At 71.6% G+C, this 25,126-nt stretch carries 27 protein-coding genes and 1 pseudogene; 13 read left to right on the top strand and 15 right to left on the bottom strand.

Annotation, left to right across the window (positions count from 1 at the left end; translation table 11 throughout):
* Positions 1 to 15: 15 nt before the first annotated feature.
* Positions 16 to 570, bottom strand: coding sequence for an RNA polymerase sigma factor (locus tag Ari01nite_RS39870; protein WP_239163416.1), 555 nt, complete (start codon positions 568 to 570; stop codon positions 16 to 18).
* 66 nt (positions 571 to 636) lie between these two features.
* On the opposite strand from Ari01nite_RS39870, the gene Ari01nite_RS39865 reads away from it, so the two are divergent.
* The gene (locus tag Ari01nite_RS39865) at positions 637 to 1,071 is read left to right on the top strand and encodes an SRPBCC family protein (protein ID WP_203788439.1); all 435 of its coding nucleotides are present in this window, start codon (positions 637 to 639) and stop codon (positions 1,069 to 1,071) included.
* Positions 1,072 to 1,088: 17 nt separating this feature from the next.
* Positions 1,089 to 1,373 carry a hypothetical protein gene (locus tag Ari01nite_RS39860; RefSeq protein ID WP_203788437.1) on the top strand — a complete coding sequence of 95 codons (285 nt, stop codon included), beginning with the start codon at positions 1,089 to 1,091 and terminating at the stop codon, positions 1,371 to 1,373.
* A gap of 61 nt (positions 1,374 to 1,434) precedes the next feature.
* Here Ari01nite_RS39860 and Ari01nite_RS39855 read toward each other — a convergent pair whose 3' ends face one another.
* The 3 genes from Ari01nite_RS39855 to Ari01nite_RS39845 form a co-directional block, all read right to left on the bottom strand.
* Entirely contained in the window at positions 1,435 to 3,540 is a 2,106-nt protein-coding gene (locus tag Ari01nite_RS39855) for an iron ABC transporter permease (RefSeq protein ID WP_203788435.1), read from the bottom strand.
* Positions 3,541 to 3,642: 102 nt separating this feature from the next.
* Entirely contained in the window at positions 3,643 to 4,641 is a 999-nt protein-coding gene (locus tag Ari01nite_RS39850; protein ID WP_203788433.1) for an ABC transporter substrate-binding protein, read from the bottom strand.
* A 28-nt stretch (positions 4,642 to 4,669) separates the two neighbouring features.
* Positions 4,670 to 5,479: an ABC transporter ATP-binding protein gene (locus tag Ari01nite_RS39845; RefSeq protein WP_203788431.1), complete on the bottom strand. Its 810-nt coding sequence runs from the start codon at positions 5,477 to 5,479 to the stop codon at positions 4,670 to 4,672.
* A gap of 136 nt (positions 5,480 to 5,615) precedes the next feature.
* On the opposite strand from Ari01nite_RS39845, the gene Ari01nite_RS39840 reads away from it, so the two are divergent.
* The 3 genes from Ari01nite_RS39840 to Ari01nite_RS39830 are packed head-to-tail and all read left to right on the top strand — an operon-like array spanning position 5,616 to position 7,695.
* The gene (locus tag Ari01nite_RS39840; protein WP_203788429.1) at positions 5,616 to 6,821 is read left to right on the top strand and encodes a cytochrome P450; all 1,206 of its coding nucleotides are present in this window, start codon (positions 5,616 to 5,618) and stop codon (positions 6,819 to 6,821) included.
* Positions 6,818 to 7,501: a TetR/AcrR family transcriptional regulator gene (locus Ari01nite_RS39835; protein ID WP_203788427.1), complete on the top strand. Its 684-nt coding sequence runs from the start codon at positions 6,818 to 6,820 to the stop codon at positions 7,499 to 7,501. Before Ari01nite_RS39840 ends, Ari01nite_RS39835 begins: the two co-directional genes overlap by 4 nt.
* Positions 7,498 to 7,695: a ferredoxin gene (locus Ari01nite_RS39830; protein WP_203788425.1), complete on the top strand. Its 198-nt coding sequence runs from the start codon at positions 7,498 to 7,500 to the stop codon at positions 7,693 to 7,695. The genes Ari01nite_RS39835 and Ari01nite_RS39830 overlap by 4 nt, the downstream gene beginning before the upstream one ends.
* On the opposite strand, the gene Ari01nite_RS39825 is transcribed toward Ari01nite_RS39830, so the two are convergent.
* From Ari01nite_RS39825 to Ari01nite_RS39810, 4 genes are all read right to left on the bottom strand, one after another.
* Positions 7,676 to 8,665: a methyltransferase gene (locus tag Ari01nite_RS39825; protein ID WP_203788423.1), complete on the bottom strand. Its 990-nt coding sequence runs from the start codon at positions 8,663 to 8,665 to the stop codon at positions 7,676 to 7,678. The genes Ari01nite_RS39830 and Ari01nite_RS39825 overlap by 20 nt on opposite strands.
* Positions 8,666 to 8,764: 99 nt before the next feature.
* Entirely contained in the window at positions 8,765 to 8,911 is a 147-nt protein-coding gene (locus tag Ari01nite_RS39820; RefSeq protein ID WP_203788421.1) for a hypothetical protein, read from the bottom strand.
* 113 nt (positions 8,912 to 9,024) lie between these two features.
* A complete protein-coding gene (locus tag Ari01nite_RS39815; RefSeq protein ID WP_203788419.1) occupies positions 9,025 to 9,789 on the bottom strand; it encodes an IclR family transcriptional regulator in 765 nt (254 codons plus the stop codon).
* 19 nt (positions 9,790 to 9,808) lie between these two features.
* Positions 9,809 to 10,378, bottom strand: coding sequence for a septum formation initiator (locus Ari01nite_RS39810; protein ID WP_239163415.1), 570 nt, complete (start codon positions 10,376 to 10,378; stop codon positions 9,809 to 9,811).
* Between the two features lie 102 nt (positions 10,379 to 10,480).
* Between Ari01nite_RS39810 and Ari01nite_RS39805 the strand changes: the two genes are divergently transcribed.
* From Ari01nite_RS39805 to Ari01nite_RS39795, 3 genes are all read left to right on the top strand, one after another.
* Positions 10,481 to 11,167: a response regulator transcription factor gene (locus Ari01nite_RS39805; protein ID WP_203788416.1), complete on the top strand. Its 687-nt coding sequence runs from the start codon at positions 10,481 to 10,483 to the stop codon at positions 11,165 to 11,167.
* Entirely contained in the window at positions 11,164 to 12,438 is a 1,275-nt protein-coding gene (locus Ari01nite_RS39800; protein ID WP_203788414.1) for a HAMP domain-containing sensor histidine kinase, read from the top strand. The genes Ari01nite_RS39805 and Ari01nite_RS39800 overlap by 4 nt, the downstream gene beginning before the upstream one ends.
* An 81-nt stretch (positions 12,439 to 12,519) precedes the next feature.
* Positions 12,520 to 13,113, top strand: a complete 594-nt coding sequence (locus Ari01nite_RS39795; protein WP_203788412.1) for a PepSY domain-containing protein — start codon at positions 12,520 to 12,522, stop codon at positions 13,111 to 13,113.
* Positions 13,114 to 13,165: 52 nt separating this feature from the next.
* Here Ari01nite_RS39795 and Ari01nite_RS39790 read toward each other — a convergent pair whose 3' ends face one another.
* Together Ari01nite_RS39790 and Ari01nite_RS39785 are read right to left on the bottom strand one after the other, a co-directional pair.
* Entirely contained in the window at positions 13,166 to 13,648 is a 483-nt protein-coding gene (locus tag Ari01nite_RS39790; protein WP_203788410.1) for a cupin domain-containing protein, read from the bottom strand.
* 29 nt (positions 13,649 to 13,677) lie between these two features.
* Positions 13,678 to 14,133, bottom strand: coding sequence for a nitroreductase/quinone reductase family protein (locus Ari01nite_RS39785; RefSeq protein WP_239163414.1), 456 nt, complete (start codon positions 14,131 to 14,133; stop codon positions 13,678 to 13,680).
* Between the two features lie 87 nt (positions 14,134 to 14,220).
* Between Ari01nite_RS39785 and Ari01nite_RS39780 the strand changes: the two genes are divergently transcribed.
* Complete coding sequence (locus Ari01nite_RS39780) at positions 14,221 to 15,072, top strand: hypothetical protein (protein ID WP_203788408.1); 852 nt, start codon at positions 14,221 to 14,223, stop codon at positions 15,070 to 15,072.
* Between the two features lie 2 nt (positions 15,073 to 15,074).
* Positions 15,075 to 15,824 carry a class I SAM-dependent methyltransferase gene (locus tag Ari01nite_RS39775; protein ID WP_203788405.1) on the top strand — a complete coding sequence of 250 codons (750 nt, stop codon included), beginning with the start codon at positions 15,075 to 15,077 and terminating at the stop codon, positions 15,822 to 15,824.
* 144 nt (positions 15,825 to 15,968) lie between these two features.
* Here Ari01nite_RS39775 and Ari01nite_RS39770 read toward each other — a convergent pair.
* From Ari01nite_RS39770 to Ari01nite_RS39750, 5 genes and pseudogenes are all read right to left on the bottom strand, one after another.
* A pseudogene (locus Ari01nite_RS39770) lies at positions 15,969 to 16,349 on the bottom strand (helix-turn-helix domain-containing protein); the annotation flags it as partial.
* Between the two features lie 125 nt (positions 16,350 to 16,474).
* Positions 16,475 to 19,579: a hypothetical protein gene (locus Ari01nite_RS39765; protein ID WP_203788403.1), complete on the bottom strand. Its 3,105-nt coding sequence runs from the start codon at positions 19,577 to 19,579 to the stop codon at positions 16,475 to 16,477.
* A gap of 50 nt (positions 19,580 to 19,629) precedes the next feature.
* A complete protein-coding gene (locus Ari01nite_RS39760; RefSeq protein ID WP_203788401.1) occupies positions 19,630 to 20,031 on the bottom strand; it encodes a carboxypeptidase-like regulatory domain-containing protein in 402 nt (133 codons plus the stop codon).
* A gap of 89 nt (positions 20,032 to 20,120) precedes the next feature.
* A complete protein-coding gene (locus Ari01nite_RS39755; RefSeq protein ID WP_203788399.1) occupies positions 20,121 to 21,107 on the bottom strand; it encodes a trypsin-like serine peptidase in 987 nt (328 codons plus the stop codon).
* Between the two features lie 176 nt (positions 21,108 to 21,283).
* Positions 21,284 to 22,297: a nitronate monooxygenase gene (locus Ari01nite_RS39750; RefSeq protein ID WP_203788397.1), complete on the bottom strand. Its 1,014-nt coding sequence runs from the start codon at positions 22,295 to 22,297 to the stop codon at positions 21,284 to 21,286.
* Between the two features lie 95 nt (positions 22,298 to 22,392).
* Between Ari01nite_RS39750 and Ari01nite_RS39745 the strand changes: the two genes are divergently transcribed.
* The 3 genes from Ari01nite_RS39745 to Ari01nite_RS39735 all read left to right on the top strand — a co-directional run bounded on the left by Ari01nite_RS39745 (position 22,393) and on the right by Ari01nite_RS39735 (position 24,882).
* Positions 22,393 to 22,830, top strand: coding sequence for a nitroreductase family deazaflavin-dependent oxidoreductase (locus Ari01nite_RS39745; protein ID WP_203788395.1), 438 nt, complete (start codon positions 22,393 to 22,395; stop codon positions 22,828 to 22,830).
* A 230-nt stretch (positions 22,831 to 23,060) separates the two neighbouring features.
* On the top strand, positions 23,061 to 24,428 hold the full coding sequence (locus Ari01nite_RS39740) for an erythromycin esterase family protein (RefSeq protein ID WP_203788393.1): 1,368 nt from the start codon (positions 23,061 to 23,063) through the stop codon (positions 24,426 to 24,428).
* Positions 24,429 to 24,435: 7 nt separating this feature from the next.
* Positions 24,436 to 24,882 carry a hypothetical protein gene (locus tag Ari01nite_RS39735; RefSeq protein WP_203788391.1) on the top strand — a complete coding sequence of 149 codons (447 nt, stop codon included), beginning with the start codon at positions 24,436 to 24,438 and terminating at the stop codon, positions 24,880 to 24,882.
* Positions 24,883 to 25,126 lie beyond the last annotated feature (244 nt).

Raw genomic sequence — 25,126 nt, 5'->3', positions numbered from 1 at the left:
GCGCCCTTTCCTGATTCACGCCAGCTCCCCACGCAGTTGTCGCCGCGCGCGCATCGCCCTGGTCTTGACCGTGCCGGCTGGGATGCCGAGCAGAACCGCCGCCTCGCTGGTGCTCAATCCGTCCAAAACTGTTGCCTGTACGACGGCGCGCAGTTCCGGCGAGAGCCGGCCGAGCGCCCCGGCGAGGTCTCCGTGTTCGACACCGAGCAGCACCTGCTCCTCCGCCGACGGCTCGTCTCGGCCCGTCCGCTTCCGCAGCAGCCGGGACAGGCGCTCCCGGGCGGTCTGCCCCCGCAGCGAGTCGATCAGCCGGCGGGACCCGATCCGCCACAACCAGCCGGTGACGTCGCCACCGGAACGTTCGGCGTACCGCGCCTTGCCCCGCCACACCGCCAGGAACGTCTCCTGCACCACGTCGTCGACGAGGCTCTCGTCCGCACAGCGATATCGCATCCGCACCGTCAACCAGGTCACGTAACGCCGATAGAACAACTCGAACGCAGCCCGGTCACCCGACGCGACAGCACGCAAGAGGTCGGCATCGGTAGGTATCTCACCCGGCACGGTCACACCCCCTCATCGGAACCGGCCGCACGAACGGTTCACCGGAGGGACTCCGGTTGAGAAAATGACGTCATGCGGTTCGACCTCGTTACGAAGGCCTCACCCGAGCAGGTGCTCCGGGCGTTGACCGATTTCACCGACCGGCGGCCGCAGATCTGGAACCGTACGCTGGATCCGAAGACGTACGAATTGCGCGAGCAGGGCGACACCTGGGCGGTGGCCCGGGAGAGCACACCCGGATCGCCGTTCTGGGTGGTCGCCCGCTACGACTGGTCGGAGCCCGCGGTGATCCGCTGGACCGTCCTCGACAGCAGCTACGGCGGAGGTGGCGAGGGCTTCGCCCGGATCGCCCCGGCCGGCAACGGAGGCAGCCGGGTCCACGCCGAGTGGACCAGCACGAACGCCCGCTCGCAAAAGGTGATGCTGTCCGTGTTGCATCGCGGCCCCGTCGGCCGGCTGATTTCCCGGATGTGGGCTTCCACCCTGGACCGGTACGCCCAGGGCTGACCTGAGGAGGGCTCGGCATGTGGGCCGTGATCGGTGTGTGGCGGATCGACCCGTCGGTCATCGACGAGTTGCGCGCTCAGGTCCCGTTGATGGCGTCGAGCAAGGTGGGCACGCCCGGCTTCCGGCACGGCACGTGGACGCTGGACGGGCACATGATGCAGGTCTTCGCCGACGAGCAGAACGCCCGCCGCTACCACCAGGCCATGCTGGATCAGGGCGCGGTGGAACGGCCAGGGGTGCACTGCGTCGTGTGGGACGTCGCGGAGGTCGGCGCGGAGTCGTCCGCACCGGACCCGGGATGACGCCCAACCGCATGTCGCGACGAACCGTCGTCCGCCTGATCGGCGTCGCTGCGGCAGCGGGTCAGGCAGCGCGGCTCTTCCAGAGCAGCCACACGAAATAGGGCGCGCCGATCAGGGCCGTCACCAGGCCGGCCGCGAGCTGGCTCGGGGCTATCACCGTGCGGCCCACCGTGTCGGCGACGCTGACCAGCAGGGCGCCCAGGGCCACCGCCACCGGGATGGCCCGGCTGTGCCTGCCGCCCACCAGGGCGCGGGCCGCGTGCGGTGCGACCAGGCCGACGAAGGCGAGCGCGCCCACCGCTACGGCCGCCGCGGCGGTCAGCACCGCGGCCATGGTGAGGAAGCCCAGGCGGGCCCGGCTCAGCGGGACGCCCAGCACCCTCGGCACGTCCTCGTCCAGGGCCACCAGGTCCAGCGTCCGGGCACCGATCAGCGCCACCGGCAGGGCCAGCGCCAGCACCAGCGCGACCGGCACGATCTGGCCCAGGTTGCGGCCGTAGGTGGAGCCGGCCAGCCAGGTCAGCGCCGTGGACAGGTTCCACGGCGAGAGGATCACGATGATCAGGGTGGTGATCGAGGCGGCGCCGGCGCTCACGCCGATGCCGACCAGCACGATCCGGTCGGATGCCGGGCCGCGGCCGGCCGCCAGCCAATAGACCAGTGCGAACGTCGCCAGCGCCGCGATGGTGCTGGCGGCCATCACCGGCCACGCGCCGATGCCGGGCACGAGCATGACCACGGCGACCGCGCCGACACTGGCGCCGGGGGTGACGCCGAGCAGGCTCGGTTCGGCCAGCGGGTTGCGGCAGACCGCCTGCACCACCGCGCCGGCCAGGGCCAGCGCGGCCCCGCCGAGCAGTGCGGCCAGCACCCGGGGCCAGCGCAGGTCGAGGACGAACGAGACCTCCCGGCCGGCCACCCCGGCCCACCAGTTGGCGACGTCGCCGAGCAGCACCAGGCGGTCGCCGAGCAGCAGCGCGGCCACGACCGCGGCGGTCAGCCCGGCGCCGAGCACCACCCCGATCGCGGTCACCCAGCGGCGGGTGCGGACCGTGCCGTGCGCGCCCCGGGCCGGTGCCGCGGCCGGGCCGGCGCGCAGCCCGCGGGCCAGCCAGACCAGCACGGTCGCGCCGGCCAGCGAGGTGATGATGCCGGTCGGCACCGAGATGGCCCGCTCGGCCGGCAGCACGGCGCGCAGCAGCACGTCCGCGAAGACCACGATGAGCGCGCCGGCCAGGCCGGCGAACGGCAGCAGCAGCGCGTGCCCGGACAGGCCGGCCACCTTGCGGGCGACCAGCCGGGCGATCACCGGTGCGCACAGGCCGACGAAGCCGATCGGGCCGGCCACGGTGACCGCGGTGGCGGCCAGCAGCACCGCCAGGCCCACCGAGATCACCCGGGTGCGGCGCACGTCGACGCCCAGCACCCGGGCCGGGTCGTCGCCCAGGCCCAGCACGTCCAGCCGGTGCGCCAGCAGCAGCGTGCCGAGCAGGCCGGCCAGCACCAGCGGCGCGGCCATGGTGACCTGCCGGGCCCCGGACTGGACGGTGGTGCCGGCGCCCCAGGCGAACAGGCCCGCGGTGTTCTGCGCGGACAGCATCAGCAGCACGGTGGTGAGCGCGTGCAGGGCCAGCGCCACCGCCGAGCCGGCCAGCACCAGCCGGGTCGGCCCGGCGGCGCCGCCGCGGGCCACCAGCAGCACCAGACCGGACGCCGCCAGGCCGCCGACGAACGCGACCAGTCCGTTGAGCGCGAACGGCAGGGCCACCCCGAAGGCCGCCACCGCGACCACCGAGACGTACGCGCCGGCGTTGACCGCGAGGGTGTCCGGCGAGGCGATCGGGTTGCGGGCGATCGACTGGAGCACCGCGCCGGCCACCCCGACGGCGAGGCCGACCAGCAGCGCGGCCAGCAGCCGGGGCACCCGGCTGGCCAGCAGCACGGCCACCGCCTCGCCGCGGTCGCCGGTGTCCTCCGCCCAGGGCAGGACGGCGCCCAGCAGCTCCGCGGCGGTCAGCCGGGCGGTGCCCTGGAGCAGGTGGATCGCGGCCAGGACGATCAGCAGCACGACCGCTAGGGTGAACGCGGCGACGATGCCGGAGGTCCGGCGGGTGGTGCCGCCGGTCACCGGGAGCGCGGCGGGCGGTGCGGTCGTGCTGCTGGTCATGTTGGGCCCTCCTTAGGCATGCCCTTCTGGCCCTCGCCTGCGAGGCCGTCCGCAGGTGCGGCTGGGTGCCGCTCGGTGCAGGCGGTCATGCTGTGCTGCCGATCAGGTGGTCAGCGCGGTGACGAGCGCGTCGAGGTAGGCGGCTGCGGACGGCGGGCCACCGAACATCCAGATGCCGTCCGGGATGCGCTTGACCTTCTGGCCCTGGACGAACGGCAGCTGCTTGAACACGGCGTTGCCGGTCAGCGCCTTGACGAAGGCCGCGCCACCGTCGGCGTCGTTGGACACGTACACGAATGTGTTGTCCTTGTTTGTGATCTTGGTGAGGCCCTCGACGTCGGTCTGTGCCAGGCCGTAGTCCTTGTCGCCGGCGCCGGTCCACTGGTTCTGCAGCCCGACCTCCTTGGCGACGCCGCCGAAGAACGAGCCGGGGGTGTACATCCGCAGCGAGACCGTGCCGGAGTCGAGCCAGCCGTCGGCCATCGTGAACGGCGCACCGGCCTTGCCGGCCTGGGCCAGCTTGTCCTTGGCGGCGGCCACCTTGGCGTCGAAGTCGGCCAGCGCCTTCTGCCCCTCGGCCTGCTTGCCGGTGGCCTGGGCCAGTGTGGTGACGGTCTTGCGCATGTAGCCGATCGGGTCGGTGCCGTCCGAGCCGCGCAGGGTCAGCACCGGCACCTGGGCGGTGATCTGCTTGATCACGTTCTCCGGCAGGTCGGTGGTGGTCACCACCAGGTCGGGCTTGAGCGCCACGATGGCGTCCAGGCTGGGCTCGCCGCGGGTGCCGACGTCCGGGGTGGACGGGTCGATCGCCGCGATGGTGTCGTACGTGTTGTAGCCCTTCACATCGGCCAGGCCGATCGGCTTGACGCCCAGCGCCACCAGATTCTCGGCCAGGCCCCACTCGAGCGCGACGATGTTGGTGGCCGGCCGGTCCAGGTTGACGGTGCCGCGCTCGTCGGTGAGCGTCACCGGCCCGGCCGGCGGTGCGGACGAGGCGCCGCCCGCGGTGGTCGGTTCCTCGGTGGTGCCGCAGGCCGCCAGCAGCGCGGCGGTGAGCGCGGCCGCCGCGGTGGCGGCGACGGCCCGGCGGGAAATCATCATCGGGGGGTTCCCTTCGGAATTATCTGTTTCAGGTGGTGACGGGCCGGGTGGTGTGCCGGCCGACGGGCCTGGTGCGCACGTGGCCGTCGTCGCCGAGGGCGACGTCGATGCGCAGTCCGTAGATCTCGGTGAGCCGCTCGGCGGTGAGCACGTCGGCGGGCCGGCCGGCGGCCATCACGTCGCCCCGGTGCAGCAGCACGATCCGGTCGGCCACCGCGGCGGCCTGGTCCAGGTCGTGCAGCACGATGCCGACCGCGACGCTGTGCTCGTCGGCCAGGTCGCGGACGATGTCCAGGATCTCCACCTGGTAGCGCAGGTCGAGGAAGGTGGTGGGCTCGTCCAGCAGCACCACGCCGGTGTCCTGGGCCAGGCAGGTGGCCAGCCAGACCCGCTGGAGCTCGCCGCCGGACAGTTCGTCGACCGGGCGGTCGGCCATCGCGGTCACGCCGGTGAGCCGCATGCCGCGCTCCACCGCCTCCGGGCCGTCCGGGTCGCCGGCGCCGAACCGGCCGCGGTACGGGTGCCGGCCGTACGCCACCACGTCGCGCACCCGGACCCCGCCGGGCGTCGGCCGGGACTGGGTGAGCAGGGTGACCCGGCGGGCGAAGTCCTTGGGGCGCAACAGGTACGCGTCCTCGGCTCCGAGCGTCACGGTGCCGGACAGCGGTGCGTGCAGCCGGGCCAGCGCCCGCAGCAGGGTCGACTTGCCGGACCCGTTCGGCCCGATCAGTGCGACCACGGTGCCGGCGGTCAGCTCGAGCCCGGCTGCCTGCACGACGGTGCGGCCGTCGTAGGCGAGCGTCAGATCGGCGCCGGTCAGCGCAACGTCCCTGGTCATGAGGTGAGGCTAACCTAACTAGATCCGCTCGCGCACCAGGGGGCGCTGCCGTGAAACTCGGCACACTCGCCGGTTGAGTCGATCTCAGTCACTCGACTTAAGTAGAGATCGACGGATGTGAGTGGAGGAGTTGTTCATGACCGACGTTCAGAACTACCCGTTCCCGCAACCCGAGCCCCTCGAACCGCCGGCCGAGTGGGCGCGGCTGCGCGGCGAATGCCCGGTCTCCCGGGTCCGGATGGCCAGCGGCGACGAGGTGCTGCTGCTGACCCGGTACGCCGACGTCCGCGGCATGCTGGCCGATCCACGTTTCACCCGCAACCTGACCACACCGGACGCGGCCCGCATCGCCGACTCCGAGACCGGCGGCGTGTTCAACGAGGAGACCGTGAGCGCGTCGATGACCAGCGGCGAGGGGCACGCCCGCTGGCGCCGGATGATGAGCCGCTCGTTCACCGCCAAGCGGGTCAACGCGCTGCGGCCGCGCATCGAGCAGCTCGCCAACGACCTGATCGACGACATGGTGGCCGGCGGCGCACCGGCCGACCTCGCCGCGGCGCTCGGCTTCCCGCTGCCGGTCTTCGTGATCTGCGAGCTGCTGGGCGTGCCGGCCGGGCACCGCGAGCAGTTCTCGCACTGGTCGGACGCCATGCTCAACCTCAGCCGCTACCAGCAGGCCGAGATCGACAAGGCCGCCCAGGAGTTCGGCGAGTTCATGGTGGCGCACGTGCTGGCCAAGCGGGCCGATCCGGGCGACGACCTGATCAGCGAGCTCGCCGTCATCGTGGACAGCGAGGACGGCCGGCTGTCCGGGGAGGAACTGGTGGCCACCGCCCAGGGCCTGCTGGTCGCCGGGCACGAGACCACGGCCAACATGATCGGCAAGATGATGGGCATGCTGCTGGCCGACCCGGCACGCTGGGAGCGGCTGGTGGCCGACCGCACGCTGGTGCCCACCGCGGTCGACGAGTCGCTGCGCTTCGACGCCAACTTCGGCTTCGGCCTGCCGCGTTACCTCACCGAGGAGGTCCGGGTGGGCGACGAGACCATCGCGGCCGGCAGCACGGTGGTCACCTGCCTGGGTGCCGCCAACCGGGACGACCGGGTGTTCGCCGACGCGGCCGAGATGGTGCTCGACCGCTCGCCCAACCCGCACCTCGCGTTCGGCGCCGGGCCGCACGCCTGCCTGGGCCAGTCGCTGGCCCGGGTGGAGCTGCAGACCGTGCTCACCGTGCTGCTCGACCGGCTGCCCGGCCTGCGGCTCGCGGTGCCGCCGGACGGCCTGCGCCGCAAGGAGGGCCTCATCGTGGGCGGGCTCGAAGGGCTTCCGGTCCGATGGTGAGCGGAGAGTTGTGGCGGGGCCCCGGCGTCTCGCCGGTCGACGCCGGCAGCCGGCGGGCCGACGCGGTGGCCACCCGGCGGCTGCTGCTGCGCACCGCCGAACGGCTGTTCGCCGAGCGCGGCGTGCACGCGGTGTCGGCACGGCAGATCGCCGAGGCGGCCGGACAGGGCAGCAACTCCGCGGTCGGCTACCACATCGGGACGAAGGCCGACCTGGTCGCCGCGATCGTCCGTGAGCACGTCGGCCCGATGGACCGGATGCGCGAGCAGATGCTGCGCCGGGTGGCCGGCTCCGGTGACCTGCGCGCGCACATCGCCTGCCTGGTGCTGCCGGTCACCAACCACCTCGAGGGCCTGGGCGTGCCGAGCTGGTACGCGCGGTTCGCAGCCCAGGTGGTGATCGACCCCGGGCTGCGCACCGTCGTCGTCGCCGAGGCGACCGCGTCCCCGGTGATGCGCCGCGCCATGGACGGCATCCTGGCGCTGGCCCGGCCGATGCCCGGCGAGTGCGTCACGGTGCGCACCGGCATGGTCCGCCACCTGATCGTGCACACCTGTGCCGACCGCGAGCAGGACCTGGCCGACGGCAACGCCCCATCGGCCGACACCTGGCCCCGCACCGGCCGCCTGCTCATCGACGCGATCGAGGCGCTCCTGACGATCAAGGGGGCGCGGTTGTGAAGATCACCGTCGACGAGGACCGCTGCTGCGGCGCCGGGCAGTGCGTGATGACCGCACCGGACGTCTTCGACCAGCGCGACGAGGACGGCATCGTGGTGCTGCTCGACCCGTCCCCGCCGGACGACCGGCTCGTGGTGGTGCGCAACGCGGAGGCGATGTGCCCGGCGGCCGCGATCACGGTTGAGCCAGGATGACGCCGGACGGTGCGGGCAGCGGCTGCACTCCCGTGTAGCGCCAGCCGGTCTCGGCCAGCCAGCCGGCCACCTCGTCGACCTGGTAGAGGTCGCCGCCGCCGATCATCAGGAACTCGCCGGCGCCGAACCGGGCCGACGGGTGCGGCACCCGCTCGGTGCGCCACCAGTCGACCAGCAGCAGCCGGCCGTCCGGTGCGATCACCTCGCGCAGCCGGCGCAGCAGTGCGGTGATCTGCTCCGGCGGGAACAGGTGCAGCACGTTGGCCACCAGCACAACGTCGTGGCCGCCGGGCAGCGGGTCGGTGAACAGGTCGGCGCCCACCGCGGTGAGCCGGTCGGCGGGCGGCACCACGGCGGCCACCTGCGGCAGGTCGACCAGGGTGGCGGTGAGGTGCCCGTGCGCGGCCAGGATGGGCCGCACGAAGGTGCCGATGCCGCCGCCCACGTCCAGCAGGCGGCGGTGCGGGCCGAAGTCGTACGCCCGGGCCAGGTCGGCCGCGGTCTCGGCGGTGACCAGGGCGACCGCCGCCTCGTACGCCTCTGTCTGGATCTTGTCGAGCTCCGGGCGCACGCCCCGCCGGGTGCGGAACGCCTCGGTCGCGTGGGTCCAGGCCGGATAGCTGACCAGGTCCCAGTAGCGGGCCAGCGGCCGCATGTCGAACGGGGTGCGCCCGGCCAGGAAGGTCTCGGCGTCCGGTGCGTTGCGGAACCGGTCTCCGTCGCGGACCAGCACGCCCGCGTCGGCCAGCAGATCGGCCATGGCGCGGGCGCTGCGCTCCGGGATGCCGCAGCGTTCGCCCAGCTCGGCCGGGGTGCGGGCGGTGTCGGCCGCGGCGAACAGGCCGACCTCGATGGCGGCGAACAGGGTCTTGGACACCATGTAGCCGGCCATCAGGTCGATGATCCGGGCGGGCCCCGGCGGGCCGGTCTCGTCGGCAGGTGCGAAGACTCGCTGCGGCTCGTCGGACAAGGCGCCCCCTCGGGTGAGGTCGTCAGGTCCGGCGATCGTACGGCGCGCTCCACCGTGGACGGATCGGTCGGTCGGTCAGCGGAGAGTGGTCGGCCGGGTTCAGTTCAGTAACGTCAAGTACAGCAGCCCGGCCAGCGCGATGAGGAAGACCAGGATGAGCCCGCCGACCAGGAGGGTCTGACCGAGGCCGCCGTCCTCGTCCTCGTCCTGGCGCGACAACGGCTGGCCGGATTCGGCACGCCCCACGGCGATCCTCCTGTAGGGGAAACGCAAAGTAACAACGCGCGGAGGTTAGTCGCGTCGTTCCCCTCGTTACGAGGTCCGGTTCCGCATCGTGAAACGGGTGACCTGACGCAGCGTCACGAACGCGGGCGGTGGTCGGCCAGTACCTGGCGGACCAGCCGGCCGGTCTGGTGCAGCTTGGGGCGCGGATAGCGCATCGTGGTGCCGAGTACGGCCAAAGCGCCCACCACCCGGCCGGACAGGTGCACCGGCACCGCCACCCCGGCCATCCCCGGCTGGAATTCGCCGGAGGCGATCGCGTAGCCCCGGGCGCGGCTGGCGGCCACCTCGGCGGCCAGCAGTTTCGGGTCCACGATGGTGTCGTTGGTGCGGGGGAGCAGCCGCAGTTGCGGCACGATGGCCGCGGCGCCCTCGGGCGGCAGCCCGGCCAGCACCGCCTTGGCGATGCAGCCGGTGGCCAGCGGGAACCGGTGGCCGACCGGTGCGGTGTCGGCGGCCGGGTGCCGGGACTGGCGCTTGTCCAGGATGTGCAGCGACAGGTTGCCCCAGTCCACCTCGGCCACCAGCACCGTCTCGCCGGTGACCCGGGACAGCTCGTCGGCGGCCGTGGTGGTCTGGTGGGCGATGGCGGAGCTCTTGGAGACCTGGCTGCCCAGCTCGTGCAGGCGGATGCCGAGCAGGTACGTGCCGTCCGGGTCCTGGCGCAGGAAGCCTTTTTCGATCATGGTGACCGCCAGGCGGCGGGCGGTCGGCCGGGGCAGGCCGACGGCCTCCGCCAGCTCGGAGAGGTGCAACCGCGGATGGGTGGCGCTGAACGCGCTCAGGATGTCGAGCGCCCGCGCGACCGAGCGGACCCCGCGGCGGTCCAGGTCATCCGTCATCGACTCCAGACCCTACCCGTCAGTCGTCATCGTCGTCCTCGTCCTTTCGTTCGGCCACCGGGACGCCGCCGGAACAGCTGATCTTGATTTCCGAGTCGCTGTCCTCGCCCCGGAACCGCACCTCGACCTCGCGCGCCGGTCCCGGCCGGGCCCGGTCGACCCGGTTGCCCTGGGTGGGTGACCAGCTGATCAGGTACGCGGTGGAGCCCTGGCAGGCGGCGACCGCGGTGCCGCCGCTGACCGTGAAGCTGCGCTGGACCGGGGTTTTCTCCAACCGCGACGGTACCGGCGACGGCTCGACCGAGGGCTCGACCGAGGGCTCGACCGAGGGCTCGACCGACGGTGTGGTTTCCGGGGGTGAAGGGGTGGCCTCCGCCAGGGCCCGTTCCACCTGCTCCTGGCTCAGCACCCCGCCCGGCGTGCTGGTCAGGCTGTCGCCGACCAGCCGGATGCCGCCCAGCCCGATCAGGGTGGCCAGCCCGGCGGCGGCCAGCCAGCCGGCGCCGGCCACGGCCGGGCGCCGCACCCGGCCGGTCTGCTCGGCCGGCACGGCGCGGCCCGGCACCCGGGACGCTCTCCACAAGCCCATGGGCCGAACTATGCCCGAGCCCGCCCTAAGACGGTGCCGAGCGGACGATAAGGGACGGTTAAGAGCCTGGTCGCGGCGGTGCCGGCGACTAGGCTCGGGCCGGTGGCCCGGCTGTTGCTGATCGAGGATGACGTGACCATCCGCACCCCGCTGCTGCGCGCCCTGCGCGAGCGCGGGCACGCGGTCGCCGCGGTCGGCACCGCCCTGGAGGGCATGCAGGCCGCCCTGGCCGACCGCCCCGACCTGGTGGTGCTCGACCTCGGCCTGCCCGACCTGGACGGCCGCGAGACGCTGCGGATGCTGCGCGCGGTCAGCCGGGTGCCGGTGATCGTGGCGACCGCCCGGGACGACGAGACCGAGATCGTCCGGGTGCTCGACGCGGGCGCCGACGACTACCTGGTCAAGCCGTTCACCGCGGCCCAGCTGGACGCGCGGATCCGGGCCGTGCTGCGGCGCGGCGGCGCGGCACCGGCCGACCCGACCATCACGGTGGGCGAGCTGAGCATCGACCCGGCGGCCCGGGTGGTCCGGCTGGCCGGCACGACGGTCGAGCTGACGCCGCGCGAGTTCGACCTGCTGCACCACCTGGCGGCCCGGGCCGGGCAGGTGGTCACCAAGCGGGAGCTGCTCACCGAGGTGTGGCAGATCCCGTACGGCGGCGCCGACAAGACCGTCGACGTGCACCTGTCCTGGCTGCGCCGCAAACTGGGGGAGACCGCCACCGAGCCGCGCTACCTGCACACCGTCCGCGGGGTGGGTGTCCGGCTCGGCGAGCCGGAACCGCGGTGAGGAGCCGGCTCGCGCTGTTGGTGCTCGCCACCACCGGCCTCATGATGATCGCGTTCCTGGTGCCGCTCGCGCTGCTGGTGCGGCAGGTGGCCGAGGACCGCGCCACCGTCCGGGCCACCGCCGACGTGCAGGGCATCGTCACCGTGGTCGGCACCGCCTCGCTCGACGCCGTGCGGCTCACCGTGGAGCGCCTGGCCGCCGAGTCGCGGCGGCCGGTCACCGTGTATCTCGCCGACTCCTCGGTGCTCGGCACCGACGTGCCGCCCACCCCGGCGGTCGAGCTGGCCCGCCGGGGCGCGAGCCTCACCGCCGGGACCGCCGGTGGCGGCCGGGAGATCGTGATCGCGGTGCAGGGCCGGCCCGAGGGCACCGCGGTGATCCGCACCGAGGTCTCGGCGGCCGAGGCGAGCAGCGGGGTGACCCGGTCCTGGCTGGTGCTGGCCGGGCTCGGGGTGCTGCTGTCGCTGGTCGGCCTCGCGGTCGCCGACCGGCTGGCCCGGTCGCTGGTCCGGCCGATCACGGCCCTCTCGACGGTGTCCCACCGGCTGGCGAACGCGGAACTGACCGCCCGGGCCGAACCGGCCGGCCCGCCCGAGCTGCGCGACGTCGCCGGCGCCCTGAACCACCTGGCCGGCCGCATCCAGGAGCTGCTGCGCCAGGAGCGGGAGCACGTGGCCGACCTGTCGCACCGGCTGCGCACGCCGCTGACCGTGCTGCGGCTGGAGGCGGAGTCGTTGCGTGACCCGCAGGAGGGTGCCCGGCTGACCGCGGCGGCGGACGCGCTGGAACGGGCGGTGACCGGGCTGATCCGGCAGGCCCGCTCGGCGACCACCGACGCGGGCCGCAGCGACGCCGCCGCCGTGGTGGCCGACCGGGCCGAGTTCTGGGCGGCGCTGGCCGAGGACACCCAGCGGGAGATGACGGTCGACCTGGCACCGGGCCCGTTGCCGGTGGGCCTGCCCGCCGAGGATCTGGCGGCCGCGGTCGACGCGCTGCTCGGCAACGTCTTTGCGCACACCCCCGACGAAACCCCATTTACCGTACGCCTGACAGCCCGCGCGACCGGCGGCGCGGTGCTCACGGTGGCGGACCGCGGGCCCGGTGTGCCGGCCGGACTGGTGCGACGCGGCGCCAGCGGTGCCGACTCGACCGGCCTGGGCCTGGACATCTGCCGCCGGGCCGCGCAGGCCAGCGGCGGTCGCCTGGAGATCACGGCGGGGGAGCCGTCCGGCGCGGTGATGGTGCTGCACCTCGGCCCGCCGCGGCCTTAACCCGGTCTTAGCGATCATGCAGCGCGCCGCTATCCGGACCTGCGGGAATGTCGTGGTCAGAACAACGACCAGGAGGTTCTCATGAAGCGTTCGACTCTGATCGCCGCCGCGGCCGGTGCCGTCCTCGTGCTGGGGGTGGCCGGCACCGCACTGGCCGCCGCGGACGACTCGGGCAGCGCCGGCGCCGCAGTCACCGCGAGCCCGTCACCGGACGCCACCGACGACGACAACGGCCTGCGCGGTGACGGCACGGTCGACGACGGCGGCCCGGGACCCGCGCCCGGCGCGACCGGCGACGACTTCACCGGCTCGCCGTCGCCCGGCGCGACGGACGACGATTTCACCGCCTCGCCGTCGCCGGACGCCACCGATGACGACAACGGCCGGCGCGGCGACGGCTCGCTGGACGACGACGGCCCCGGCTCCGGCTCGACCACGAGCCCGGCCACCAAGGCTCCTTCGACCGGCCAGATCACGGCCGCGCAGGCCGGCCGGATCGCGCAGAGTGCGGCCGGCGGCGGCCGGATCATCAAGATCGAGGCCGAGTGGGAGCACGGCCGCGCCGTCTGGGACGTCCGGGTGATGAACGGCTCGGTGCGCCACGACATCGACGTCGACCGGGCCACCGGCGAGATCAACCGCCACAAGTCCAAGGACAAGGGCGACGACGACTGACCGCGGACGCGGACGAACCCGCCGGCGACCTCCGCCGGCGGGTTCGCCGCGTTCAGCCGATCCAGATGTTGTCGTGCTCGAGATAGAAGGCCACCCGCTCCTCCTCGGTCATCGCACCGAGCCGGGCCAGCCCCTCGAAGTATCCCTCCCGGGGCGCACCGGGCGAGAAGTGCAGCAGCATGGACGCCGGCGCGCCGGACCGGTTCTTGAACCCGTGCACCCCGCCGGCCGGCACGTGCACGTAGTCACCCGGCGTGCACTCGAGCCACTTCGTGCCGTTGTAGATCTCCATGGTGCCGGACAGGATGTAGAACGACTCGGTGAGCGACCGGTGGAAATGCGGGTCCGGCCCGGTCACGTCCGGTCCGCACTCCCAGCGGTACAGCCCGAACAGCCCGCCCGTGGACGCGCCGGTGGACAGGTAGTGCACCCGGGTGCCGTTCGGATAGACCAGCTCCGGCTCGCTGCCGTCCGGCCGGTGGACGGCGCTGTTCTCGCCCTCGCCGCCGTGGTAAATCGGGGGTGGATAGGTCATGATCCCATCATGTCCGGTCGCCGCACCGATTATCGGCGGCTCAGCCCGATCACCGGGATCTCCCGGTCGGTCCTGGCCCGGTATTCGGCGAACCTCGGTGCCGCCGCGACAATCGTCTCCCAGGCCGCCGCCAGCTCGGCGCCGTGCAGCTGAGCAGCGGTGACGTCGATCGTGTCGCCGGCCACGGTGATGCGTACCCGCTCGGGGTTTGCCTTGAGGTTGTAATACCACGCCGGATTTCCGGGTGCGCCGCCCGCCGAGGCCACGATCAGCCAGCTGCCGTCCGGGCCGGGGAACCAGCTCAGTGGGGACTGCCGCTCGGCCCCGGTCCTGCGCCCCACGGTGGTCAGGATCAGCCCGTTCATCCCCGCGATGAACGTCCGGCCGGCTCGCACCCGGCGCATGGCCAGCCGGTTGGCCAGCCGCAACACCCATCCACGCGGTTGCCAGGCGCCGCGGGTCCCGTTTCGGGCATCGAAGGTCATGCCGTTAAACGTACGCGTTTGCGATCTAGATTCCGGACGCCCTCGTGAGTAAGGCTCGATCACCCGTACGTCTGGAGGTTGAAGTCTGTGACGCACCACCCGCCGGCGCTGGTTCCGGGGCTGTTCTTCGGCGGCTTCTTCGACGACGCGTCCCTGCTGCCACCCGGCGGCGTCACGATGGCGGAGGCGATCTCCGCGCACCGGCTGCTGCGCAGCCGTCTGGGCAGCGTGGTGGGCCCGCTGGTGGTGCCGACCGCGCGGTTGGAGTCGCTTTTCCCGTACGTCGACGACGGCGAACCGCTCGATCTGGCCCTGCTGGCCGCCCCCGGCGAACTGCCGGCCGCCGCGGCGCGCATCGCGGCCCATCCCTGCGTCCGGCTGGCCGCGGTGGAACTGCCGGTGGCCGCCGACGCGCGCGCCGCCGTGACCGCGGTCCGGGCCCTGGCCGACGTCCCCGACCTGCACACCGCGTCGGTCGAACTGCCGCGCACCGAGACCAGGGACGACGTGCTCGACGTGCTGGCCGGCACCCGCTACCGGGCCAAGCTGCGCACCGGCGGCCCGCGCGCCGAGCTGTTCCCCAGCCCCGAGGAACTGGCCGAAACCCTGTACGCCTGCGCCGAGCGCTCGGTGGCGGTGAAGTGCACGGCCGGCCTGCACCGCGCGGTCCGCCACACCAACCGCAAGACCGGCGTCGAGCACCACGGCTTCCTCAACATCCTGCTGGCCGCCGCCGACCTGGCCGACGGCGCCGCACCGGCGGTGGTGGCCGGCCGCCTGTGCGAGGATTACGCGCCCGGCCTGGCGGCGGCGATCCGGTCCTGGTCACCGGAGCGGGGCGCGCGGGCCCGGGCCATCTTCACGTCGTTCGGCACCTGCACGGTCATGGACCCGACCGACGACCTGATGGCGCTCGGTCTGCTCGAGGAGCCCGGCTGACCATGGGAACGATCGACTACGACGAACGCCTGCACGCCGTCTACGCCGCCGGCCGCCGGATGTCACCCGGGGCCCGCGACACCTGGATGACGGCGTTCGCCCGCCACCTGCCGCCGGCCCGCCCGCTGACCTGGCTCGACCTGGGGTCCGGCACCGGCCGGATGACCCCCGCGCTGGCCGGCGCGTTCGGCGGCCCGGTGCACGGCATCGAACCGTCGGACCGGATGCGGGCCCAGGCGGTGGCCCACCCCGCCGTCACCTACGCCGCCGGCTCCGCCGAGCAGATCCCGCTCCCGGACGCCTCCTGCGACGCGGCCCTGCTGTTCTTCGTCTGGCACCACGTCTCTGACCCCGCCCGCGCCGCCCGAGAGCTGCGCCGGGTGGTCAAGCCGGGCGGCACCGTCTTCGTCCAGGTGAACTTCGCCGACCGGATGCCCGACACCTGGTGGTTCCGCGTGGTCCCGGAGTGGCGCGAGGCCGACCGGGCCCAGTTCCGACCCGAGGTGGAGGTGCGGTCCGACTTCACCGGTGCCGGCTGGCAGTTCATCGCCCGCGACGAGGTCACCTGGCAACGCTCGTCGTCGCTGTCCGAGGACGTCGACCGCCTGCGGCTGCGATCCGTGTCGGTCTTCGAACTCCTGAGTCGTGAGGTCGTCGAGGAGGGTTTCGCCCGGATCGAGGCGGCGCTGCCCACCCTCGACGACGGCCCACAACACGAAACCAACGAACTGCTGGTCTTCCGCCGCCCGTGACGGAGGTCATCTATGTTGATGTTGCCGACGGTGCGGAGGTGGCGCGGGCAGCAGCGCAGCTTGACCAGGACTTTCCAGGTTTGAGGGTGGCGTTTGGCGCGTTCGCCGCGGGCGTGGGCGCGGTTGACGGGTTTCGGTGGGCGCGCCGCGGCGGCGGTGTTTGCCGGAGTAGTAGTAGGGCTTCTGATCGGCGACCCGGTCGATCGGGTTCAGGGTGCCGTGGAGGATCGCGTACGCCAGGGCGCGGATCCGTGTCATCGCGGTGTCCAGGTCGTCGCAGGTCGCGGCGAGTAGGTCGACGGCCTCGCGGACGTAGCGCCAGGCGGTGGCTGTGCCGATCTCGAAACCGTGGGCCAGGCGGGTGTAGGTGTCGCCGTTGCGCAGGTGGGCCAGGGCGAGCAGGGCCTGGCGGCCGGGGTCGAGGCGTCGCCAGCGGGATCGGCGCTGGACACGGTGCTTGCGGATGAGGCCGGCGAGGTGGTTCAGGGTTCGGGTGGACAGCGGAATCGCGGCAGGGTAAGACAGCGCAGCGAGGCTCCCGGTTGGGGCATCGGATCTTGGTCGACTGCTGTCTTACCGGGAGCTTCGTCCTATGTCGACACCTGGGCCGCCGCCCTGCCTGTGACCGGCTACGTCACGATGAAACGGCTCTATGTTGATGTTGCCGACGGCGCGGAGGTGGCGCAGGCAATCAGGGGCGTAGGTAGCGAATAAGGCCGCAGCTTCGTGTCCGTTCGGAGCGTACTGAGCATTTCCCAAGCGACTGAGGTGTTGATCATGAAGGTCTGCCGAATGTGCGCAAGCCGGTCCAACGTGCGTCCGTCCTCGTCGTTCACTGCGGTCGTCAGCGCGTCGACCTGACTGTCAGTGTCCGCGACGAAGATTTCGAGAAGGGTTCGGCAGTAGTAGGCATATCCAAGCAGCTCGACAGCGAGGCGTTGGAGATCACGACGTTGCGGTATGTCGTCCTGCGCCACGCCCAACAGTGGCGTCAGCAGTTCAACGTGGTCCAGCCAGTCGGCAGCCAGAATGCACCGTGACCGATCCGCGGTATCGCACGTGTCGAGAGTCCGGAGAACGCGGAGGACGGACGATACCTCCGGTTCCAGAGTGATCGACTTGATCGCCGCCACCACCGCCTCCGCCTTGCCGCTCAGGTCCCGATGCACAACCTGGTGAGCTACCTCAGCCAGCGATGGTGGCCCGGCCGCAGACGGTAATGCCAGCATGCGGCCGACGGCCCGCACCAGATCGCGGGGCAGGCCGCCGGATTGGCAGAAGGCGAGCGCACCGTACTGCAGCGGGAGATCGTCAACTCGGCTTCCGAGCAGGCGGAATCCCTCGGCTGCATGTAAATGTGGCGCGCGTACGACTTCGTCGAATGCGCTGTCGAAGACGTCCCGGAAAGGCAGACCACGGCGCTCGAAGCTGCCGATAGCGTCCTCGGACATGGACACCAGGAAATAGCAGCGGTCGGCGTCCATGATGCCCTTGATCTCATTGAGAAAATCTCGGGCCTTCTCCACCGATTCGATCTTGTCCAATTCGTCGATGGCTACCAGAGCGGGTCCACGCGAGGGGAGCAACGTCCTGATGCCTTCGACGATGTCCGGGACGCCAAGCGGCAGGTCGGCCTCGCTGGTACCCCCGCTCATTCCGACACTGGCGCCGAACGGTAGCCAAGTCGGCGCCGCTGCCTTTATCGAGTTCGTCCAGCCCGACATCACCGTTGTCTGGGTGCGGATACGCGCAAGGTCGCACTCCGCCCGCCTGGTGTGCGCGTCCTGGGAGACAGCCTCGGATGTCCGAGAAGCTTGTGTGATGCGTTTGTACCAACGTCCCCCGATGATCAACGCAGTGCAGCCGGCGCTGGTGAGCACGGCACCCGCGATCGCGGCGGGTGGAAGTTCGATGTTTGCGGGCAACCAAAGCAAAACCCCGCCGGCCAGCAACGTCGTCAGTTGAGCCGCAGCGATTGCCCTGGTCGCGGTTGCTTGGCGAGCCTGCGCCATCTGATCGATGGAGCCTGAACGGGGAGGCGCGCCGGACGTCCGAATCGGCACGAACACACTCGTGCCGACGGCTGCAATGGAGAGAATGGCGCCGGTTAGCTGACGTGCGGTCAGTACGCCTAACGGCGCAATGAGCGCCATGCCGCCACAGGTCGTAGTGGTCAGCAGTAGCCGGTTCGCGCTGGGAAATGTCCACCGCCACCTCCACCCCGAATCCGCCTGGTCCCTTTCCGGGCGATCCGCCGGGAGACGGATGAGGAGCAGGAGGATGCACGAGATGGCGATCACGGTGAGGCCCATCGCCGCGTAGCCCGTCGGGGTAGCGGTCCACCCTGCTAGGGCGACCGCTGTGATGACGCCGATCCCAGCCACCAGGACGGTGAGCGGCAGAACCACGAGACTGGCGAGGCTGATTGACCGGGTCGCGGCCGGCCGCGAGTCAGCCTTCGAACGCGCGGCGGGATCGCGTTCCAGGACCTCCGCACAAACCTTGCTGTAAAGGTGCAGCAGAAACTCGCGAGACGCGTAGCTTGTCGGCGCCGGAACCAGAATGCGGATGCCATGCGTGGTCCAGTGGTCATAGGCATCCTTCAGCAGGGTGCTCTTTCCGCAGCCGCGGGGACCCGCCACCCCGACGCTGGCCCGACGCGACCGGCTCGCGTCGATCAAGTCCATGACCTCGCGGCGAGCGTTGGTGCCGACGACCGCCTCGCTGTCCGGCGTCAAGCGGAGCCTGCTCGTGTCGGTGTGTGGTAACGGCCGGCGGAACTGCGCACGACGCGATTGGCGGTCCTCGACCCGAGCACGGTCGTGTTGTCGCTCCGTCACCGCTAGGCGAATCCGCGGCGTCATGACTGTGTCCACCAGTGACTGCACAAGGTCGCGTTGTGCCGCCGACCGGGCGCGGCTGATCGAATCCGGTTCGGCTGAGCTTTCGGTATGACTCCTGTCCAGTTCAGCCTCGATCTTCCGCAAACGCGCCAGGTCACCGATGCAGAGTTGCCACTCCTCCTCGTCCGGCCGGTCGAGCAGCTCCGCCAACTGATCGACCGTAAGTCCGACATCCGCGGCCTGTGCCCTCAGCGGACCGATTTCCAGCGTCTGCCGGCGCGCTCTTTCGATCAATTCGTGGTGGCCCCAGGCCCGGTGGACCGCATTCGCGCCCAGCTTGTTGAGGCATACAAAGGCGATGCCATTCGGACGGTGAGCCGGTGCAACCGTACGCATCACTGCCTCGACCGAGGTCAGGATGGTCGCCGCGACGTCGCCGGTCGGCAGACCGAGGACACCGGATCCCAGCAGCGGCAGTCCGACGACCTTTGCTCCATGCGCCGTAGCGGCTCGTAACGCGGCCGTGGTGGCGCGCCGGACGCCGTCGAGGGTGGCGGGCCCGTCACCTGCTATCGCGGCGACGCCGCGCGTTTCGTGCACGCTCACCACGAAGACGCGGATCGTGTCCTGTGTGCTGGCGCTGACAACAAGCGCCTTCTTTTGTCTGGGGATGTCGATGCTCAAGGGATGATCGGGCGAGACCCTGGTCAGATCGAGCGATTTCCAACGAGCCTGCGGGTGTGCGCCCTGCATCGCGGCACCCAGACCACCGAAGCCCCCTGCCGGGCCGGCCGATACGACGAGGGCATCCAGGGATAACCGCCACGGCTCCGAAGTCCGTGCCGTGACGATTTGGATTCCGTGCATCGTGCCGAGCGTTGTGACGACGCGTTGATCAATAGCTATACCCATGACGGCTCCCATAGCGCCTACACGGTAATGGCCACTGTGACGAACTACGGTCAGCCCAGTGTCAGGTTGAGGGTGACGGACTGGCCGGCTTTTACCGTCGTCGTGCCGGTGGCGGTGGCGCTGTCGGCCGCGACCTTCAGTTCGTAGCGGCCTCCGCGCAAGCTCCACACGTAGCGGCCGTCCGTTCCGGTCATCACGCCGATCTCCGGTACCGGGACCTGGGGGTTGTCCAGCGATGTCACCTGTACGTTCGCGCCGGGCACCGGGCTGCCGTCGGGACGGGCCACGACGCCCGCCACCGTGCCGATCACGGACTTTCCGCCGGCCGGTGGGCCGGGTGGGTCGGAGTCGGAGACCGGCGTGTCGCCGCCGGCCGCGATCATCCAGCCGGCGCCCAGCAGGAGCGGGACGGCGGCCAGCAGGGCGATCATCATCGGGCGTGGCGTCCGCACGGCGTACTCCTCAAGGTTGGGGGGTGAGCGTTCCGATCGGACGCGCCGGTGGCCGGGCCGGTTCCGAGCGGCCCGGCCACCGGCTCACCTCAGCCGCGCCAGGTGATCAGGTTGTTGAAGACCGCCTCGGTGATCCGGGTGCCGTGGTTGTTCGCCGAGTGCGGCGAAGAACCGTGCAGGCCGTACGCGTGAATCGCCATCACGCACTGGCCCACGCAGAACGAGCTGCCGGCCGCCCGGGTCTGGTAGACCGGGCTGCCGCTCTGGCAGCCGAACGTGTCGTTCTGGTAGAAGACCTGCTGCGCCTGGGAGTTCGTGACCGTCATGCCGGCGTGCCGCCACTGCTCGCCGAACGTCTTGTCGCACGGGTAGCCGGACACGGTCGTGGCGGTGCCGGCCAGGGAGGCGCCCTGCCACCACAGGCCGAACGTGCCGGTGCTGTTACCGGCGGCGCAACTGAGCCGGATCGCGCCGTAGTCGTTGCCCTCGTTGCCGCTCACGGTCCAGCCGTTGACCGAGAGCAGCTGCGTCGCCGTGCACGTGCCGAACGGGTTGGTGCCGCCGTTGCGGGCCGGGATGATCGTGAAGTTGGCCCGCGGGTAGAAGCCGTTGCCCCCGCCGCCGTCCGCCCCGCCGCCCGGGTGCACGCAGTGTCCCGCGGTCGCGATGATGCTCGCGCCGTAGAGCCAGCCGGTACAGCCCCACGTGGTCGTGCCCTCGGTGCGGATGATCTGCACGATCGCGCTGGTCGGGAACGTGGTGGTCGGGTTCACCCGGGTCCGGCTGTCGACGCCGATCACGGTCTGGTTGAGGCCGCCCGGCGCCTTGCCGGTGACGGTGGGTGACTTGCCGGGCGAGAGTTCGCCGGTGCCGGCGGTGCCCGAAACGCCGGATCCCCCGGCCGTCGCCAGGGCCTGCACGGCGCGCGGCGGTGCCTTGTCGTCGGCGACGGCCGCGTTCGGATCGGCGGGCGCCGCCGTGGCTGGGCCCGCGATGCCGGCGACCGCGAGGCCGAGCACCGCCCCGCTGACCAGGATCGCCGAGCGCAGCCGGCCCGTCGTTGAGCTGAGTCGCATGTTCCCCCCTTGGCGGGCCCGGCAGAGTGCCGGGCCCAGAGCGGAACGTATGCGGATATTTAGATCAATAGCGCCCAACGTCGTCGGTCCGACGCGCCGCCTGTCAGATCTCGGCTCATCGCAGGATTGCCGCCGGATCCGTTGGCAGCAACCGGAAAGCCGACTCGGCTCCGGGTTTACCGCGGCTCCGCGAGCAGATTCGCGATCAGGGTGGCGACCGGACCGGGGCGGGTGTGCGCGTGCCCGGTGCCGGCCCACAGGTTCAGCGCGCCGGCGTCACCCCGGCGCGCGGCGGCGGCCCGGATCGGTGCGGTGAGGTGGTGCACGGCCGGATAACCCACCGGCGCCACCGCGGAGTACGCGTCGGTGAACCGGTTGCGCAGGGCCCGCGCCGGCTGACCCGTGAAGGCGCGCGTCACGACGGTCTCCCGGTAGGCGCCCGAGGTGATCGCCGCGCGGTGCGGTGCGCGGGTCGCGGCCTCGTCGGCCAGCAGGAACGCGGTGCCGCACTGGACCGCGGCGGCACCCTCGGCGAGCAGGCTGCCGACGTCCGGCGCGGAAGCCACTCCGCCCGCCACGATCACCGGGAGCGCCGTCGTCGCGCGTACGGCCGCCAGAATGTCTTTTGCTCTGGTCTTGCCCCGATGATGTGCCGGGCTCGTGGTCGCCGAGTGACCGCCCGCGGTGCCGGCCTGGGCGATCAGCGCGTCGGGCCCGGCCGCCAGCGCCCGTCGCGCCTCGTCGGCCGATGTCACGGTCACCAGAGTCGCGCAGCCGGCGGCACGCAGGGCACGGATCACCGACCGGTCGGGCACGCCGAAGGTGAAGCTGACCATCGGCACCCGGTAGGTCACGGCCAGCTCGACCTTGGCGGCGAAGTGATCGTCGTCGTCGAGGCGCAGGGCGGGCAGGTCCACTTCGTACCGTTCCGCCTCGGCCCGCAGCACCTCCCGGTAGCGTTCCAGCGCCGGGACATCGGCGGGGCGCGGCGCCGGCACAAAGACATTGAGGCCGTACGGGTGACCCGACGCGCTGACCGAGCGCACCTGCGACTCGACCGTCGCCGGCGCCAGGTAGCCGGCCGCGAGGAACCCGACCGCTCCCGCCTCGGCCGCCCCGCTCACCAGCTCCGGCGTGGACGGCCCACCCGCCATCGGCGCCACGATCACCGGCCGCAGAAGTTCGCGCATCTCCTGACCTTAACGAGCCCCCTTGACGGACGGCGGTTGAGTGTGTTCACTGTTCCTAACAGAGAGCAGTGCTCTCGTTTTGATCGGAGGATCACATGCGGTACCTGGCTCCCAAGCGCGCCACCAACGCCTTCAACGAGTTCGCCAAGTGGCTGACCGCCCGCGGCATCAGCCTGGTCGGCAGCCGGGTGCTGGCGGTCCGCGGCCGCAAGTCCGGCGAGGTCCGCACCACGGTGGTCAACGTCTTCACCCACGAGGGCAGCCGCTACCTGCTGGCCCCGCGCGGCCACACCCAGTGGGTCCGCAACCTCCGGGCCGCCGGCGAGGGCGAACTGCGCCTGGGCCGCCGCACCGAGAAGTTCACCCCGGTCGAGGTGGCCGACGCCGACAAGCCCCAGCTGATCCGTCTTTACCTGCGCAAATGGGCGTGGGAGACGGGCGCCTTCTTCGACGGCCTCAAGGCCGACTCCCCGGAGTCCGACATCGCCGCGGCGGCACCCGGCTTCCCGGTCTTCCGTATTGTTCCCGACTGATTCGCGGCTCCTCGGCAAGCTCCGCGGCGCCGCCACCTGGGAGAACCTCGTGCCCTTCGACCACCAGCAGCGGTTGCTCCGCATCTCGCCATCGCGGAACGGCTTGCCGGAACGACGCCCGGGCGACCGTCCTGATCGCGGACATCTGATCCGGATACGTTCGCGGGCGTACGGCAACAGCCGCCGCTGTGCCGACGCCAGCACGGCTCCGGTTCGGCAGGGTCGAGCCCATGATTACCGAATACCTGCTGGCAGCAACAATCGCGGTCACCGGAGTGACGTTGCCACCTGCCGATGCGGTTGCCGGGGTGGCGCCGCCGCTTGCCGATGCGGTTGCCGGGGTGGCGCCGCCCCCCGCCGACGTGGCCGCCGGGGTGGCGCCGCCGCCCGCCGAATCCGTCTCGCGATGGGCGCAGCGCAACGCCCGGCCGCTGGCCACGGTGGACCCGCGCGCGTCGCTGACCGATCTGCGGCACCTCCGGCCGGCGATCGGGGACGCGGCGATCGTCGGGCTCGGCGAGGCCACGCACGGCGCCGCGGAGATCACCACGCTCAAGCACCGGGTGCTCCGGCTCCTCGTGGAGGACCTGGGCTACCGGACGGTGGCCTGGGAGGAGGACTGGAGCCTGGGCCTGCTGATCAACGACTATCTGCGGACCGGCGCGGGCGACCTGCCCGGCCTCGTCAGCCAGATGAGCACCGCCTGGCGATCGCGCGAGGTCACTGACGTGTTGCGCTGGATCCGGGCCTGGAACGCGACCCACCGCGACGACGACGACGTCACGTTCACCGGCGTCGAGGCGTACGGCACCCGGCCTTTGATCTATCAGCGCGTCGAGTCCTATGTGGCCTCGCGAGCGCCGGCACGGCTGGACGAGGCGCGCGCGCATCTGCGGCCGCTGACGCCCAAAGACGACAACATGCAGGAGCACGTACGCTGGTACTGGCTGGACGTAACCGATAAAGCCCTCTATCTGCGACACGCCCGCGAACTCCACGAGCTGGTTGCCGCCGTGCCTCATGCCCCCGGCGACCGGACGCACGAACTGCACCTGCACCACGCGCGCCAGATCGCCGGCTTCTACGAACAGTTCGCCGATCCGAACCCGTATGCCTACCGCGATGCCCACGCCGCGAAGAACCTACGCTGGACACAGCAGTTCACCGGCGGCCGGGTCGCCTATTGGGCAGCGAGCGGTCACACCCTGGACGGCCCCCAGCTCCGGCTCACCCAGCCGCCGTACCCCGTACTGGAGATCGCGAACGTCGGCTCGTTCATCCGCGACTGGTACGGCACGGGGTACCGCTCACTCGGCTTCACCGTCGACCGCGGCGCGGTGGTGGCGGACGGTCAGGTCGTGACCATGCCGCCGGCCGCGCCGGACTGGCTGGAGGCGCCCATGGCGGAGGTGCGCGCCGACCAGTTCACGCTCGACCTGCGTGCCGGTGCCCCGCCCCTGGTCCGGCGATGGCTCACCGGACCCACGCGTACGCGCGGTCTCCCGGCGGCGGGGGCCGAATCGTATCTCGCCGGCGGTAGCCCCGGCCAATGGTTCGACGTCCTCGTCCACCGGCAGGTGGTGACGCCCGTGACATGATCAGCCCATGGCATTCACGGTGGTGCTTCGCGGCTATGACCGGGCACAGGTCGACGGGTTGCTGGCCCGCGCCGACGAGGCCCTGGCCGGCGACAGCGAGTTCCAGCGAGCCGCGGCTCGCGACGCGCTCCGCGACACCCGTCCCGCGGTGACCTTCCGCGGCTACGACCGGCAGGAGGTCGACGGCGCGATAGCCCAGCGCCGCCACCTGCTCGACGGCGGCTCGGTGGCCGCGATGCCCTTCACGATCGTCCTGCGCGGCTACTTCCGCACCGAGGTCGACGATCTGATGGCCCGAGCCGCCGCCGCGCTGGAAAGCGACGACCCGGCAGAGCGCGCCGCAGCACGCGACGCGCTCAGCAACCCGGAGTTCGGCTACAGCCTGCGCGGCTACGACGAACACCAGGTCGACCGAGCCATCGAGCAGCTGCGCAATCAGCTGAGCGATCAATAATGCTTCCGCACCATTGAAACCCGCTTCTATCACCTGCACATCTACGATCCCAGCGTGCCTGATCCTCTGGTTTCCGCGACCATTTGCGTTTCCCGTCCCGCTGAATCCCGGCCACCACGGCCAGCTGAACCCGGAATTGGCGTCCGCAAACCCCGGCCCTCGCTGCCGAAGCGGAAGGCGTCGTTTATCCAAGGCCCGCGTCCCTTGAGGCCCGGCCCGGCCTGGCCCGGCCTGGCCTGGCCCG

The organism is Paractinoplanes rishiriensis (assembly GCF_016862375.1).
GTDB classification, from domain to species: domain Bacteria; phylum Actinomycetota; class Actinomycetes; order Mycobacteriales; family Micromonosporaceae; genus Actinoplanes; species Actinoplanes rishiriensis.
The sequence above is the reverse complement of the archived record's forward strand: the minus strand, read 5'-3'. Positions and strand labels throughout refer to the sequence as shown.

Excerpts from the sequence above, each read along its gene's own strand:
- Ari01nite_RS39865 (WP_203788439.1), top strand. The coding sequence starts at position 637 with ATGCGGTTCGACCTCGTTACGAAGGCCTCACCCGAGCAGGTGCTCCGG.
- Ari01nite_RS39860 (WP_203788437.1), top strand. The coding sequence starts at position 1,089 with ATGTGGGCCGTGATCGGTGTGTGGCGGATCGACCCGTCGGTCATCGAC.
- Ari01nite_RS39855 (WP_203788435.1), bottom strand. The coding sequence starts at position 3,540 with ATGACCAGCAGCACGACCGCACCGCCCGCCGCGCTCCCGGTGACCGGC.
- Ari01nite_RS39850 (WP_203788433.1), bottom strand. The coding sequence starts at position 4,641 with ATGATGATTTCCCGCCGGGCCGTCGCCGCCACCGCGGCGGCCGCGCTC.
- Ari01nite_RS39845 (WP_203788431.1), bottom strand. The coding sequence starts at position 5,479 with ATGACCAGGGACGTTGCGCTGACCGGCGCCGATCTGACGCTCGCCTAC.
- Ari01nite_RS39840 (WP_203788429.1), top strand. The coding sequence starts at position 5,616 with ATGACCGACGTTCAGAACTACCCGTTCCCGCAACCCGAGCCCCTCGAA.
- Ari01nite_RS39815 (WP_203788419.1), bottom strand. The coding sequence starts at position 9,789 with ATGACGGATGACCTGGACCGCCGCGGGGTCCGCTCGGTCGCGCGGGCG.
- Ari01nite_RS39810 (WP_239163415.1), bottom strand. The coding sequence starts at position 10,378 with ATGGGCTTGTGGAGAGCGTCCCGGGTGCCGGGCCGCGCCGTGCCGGCC.
- Ari01nite_RS39795 (WP_203788412.1), top strand. The coding sequence starts at position 12,520 with ATGAAGCGTTCGACTCTGATCGCCGCCGCGGCCGGTGCCGTCCTCGTG.
- Ari01nite_RS39790 (WP_203788410.1), bottom strand. The coding sequence starts at position 13,648 with ATGACCTATCCACCCCCGATTTACCACGGCGGCGAGGGCGAGAACAGC.
- Ari01nite_RS39785 (WP_239163414.1), bottom strand. The coding sequence starts at position 14,133 with ATGACCTTCGATGCCCGAAACGGGACCCGCGGCGCCTGGCAACCGCGT.
- Ari01nite_RS39775 (WP_203788405.1), top strand. The coding sequence starts at position 15,075 with ATGGGAACGATCGACTACGACGAACGCCTGCACGCCGTCTACGCCGCC.
- Ari01nite_RS39765 (WP_203788403.1), bottom strand. The coding sequence starts at position 19,579 with ATGGGTATAGCTATTGATCAACGCGTCGTCACAACGCTCGGCACGATG.
- Ari01nite_RS39755 (WP_203788399.1), bottom strand. The coding sequence starts at position 21,107 with ATGCGACTCAGCTCAACGACGGGCCGGCTGCGCTCGGCGATCCTGGTC.
- Ari01nite_RS39750 (WP_203788397.1), bottom strand. The coding sequence starts at position 22,297 with ATGCGCGAACTTCTGCGGCCGGTGATCGTGGCGCCGATGGCGGGTGGG.
- Ari01nite_RS39745 (WP_203788395.1), top strand. The coding sequence starts at position 22,393 with ATGCGGTACCTGGCTCCCAAGCGCGCCACCAACGCCTTCAACGAGTTC.
- Ari01nite_RS39740 (WP_203788393.1), top strand. The coding sequence starts at position 23,061 with ATGATTACCGAATACCTGCTGGCAGCAACAATCGCGGTCACCGGAGTG.
- Ari01nite_RS39735 (WP_203788391.1), top strand. The coding sequence starts at position 24,436 with ATGGCATTCACGGTGGTGCTTCGCGGCTATGACCGGGCACAGGTCGAC.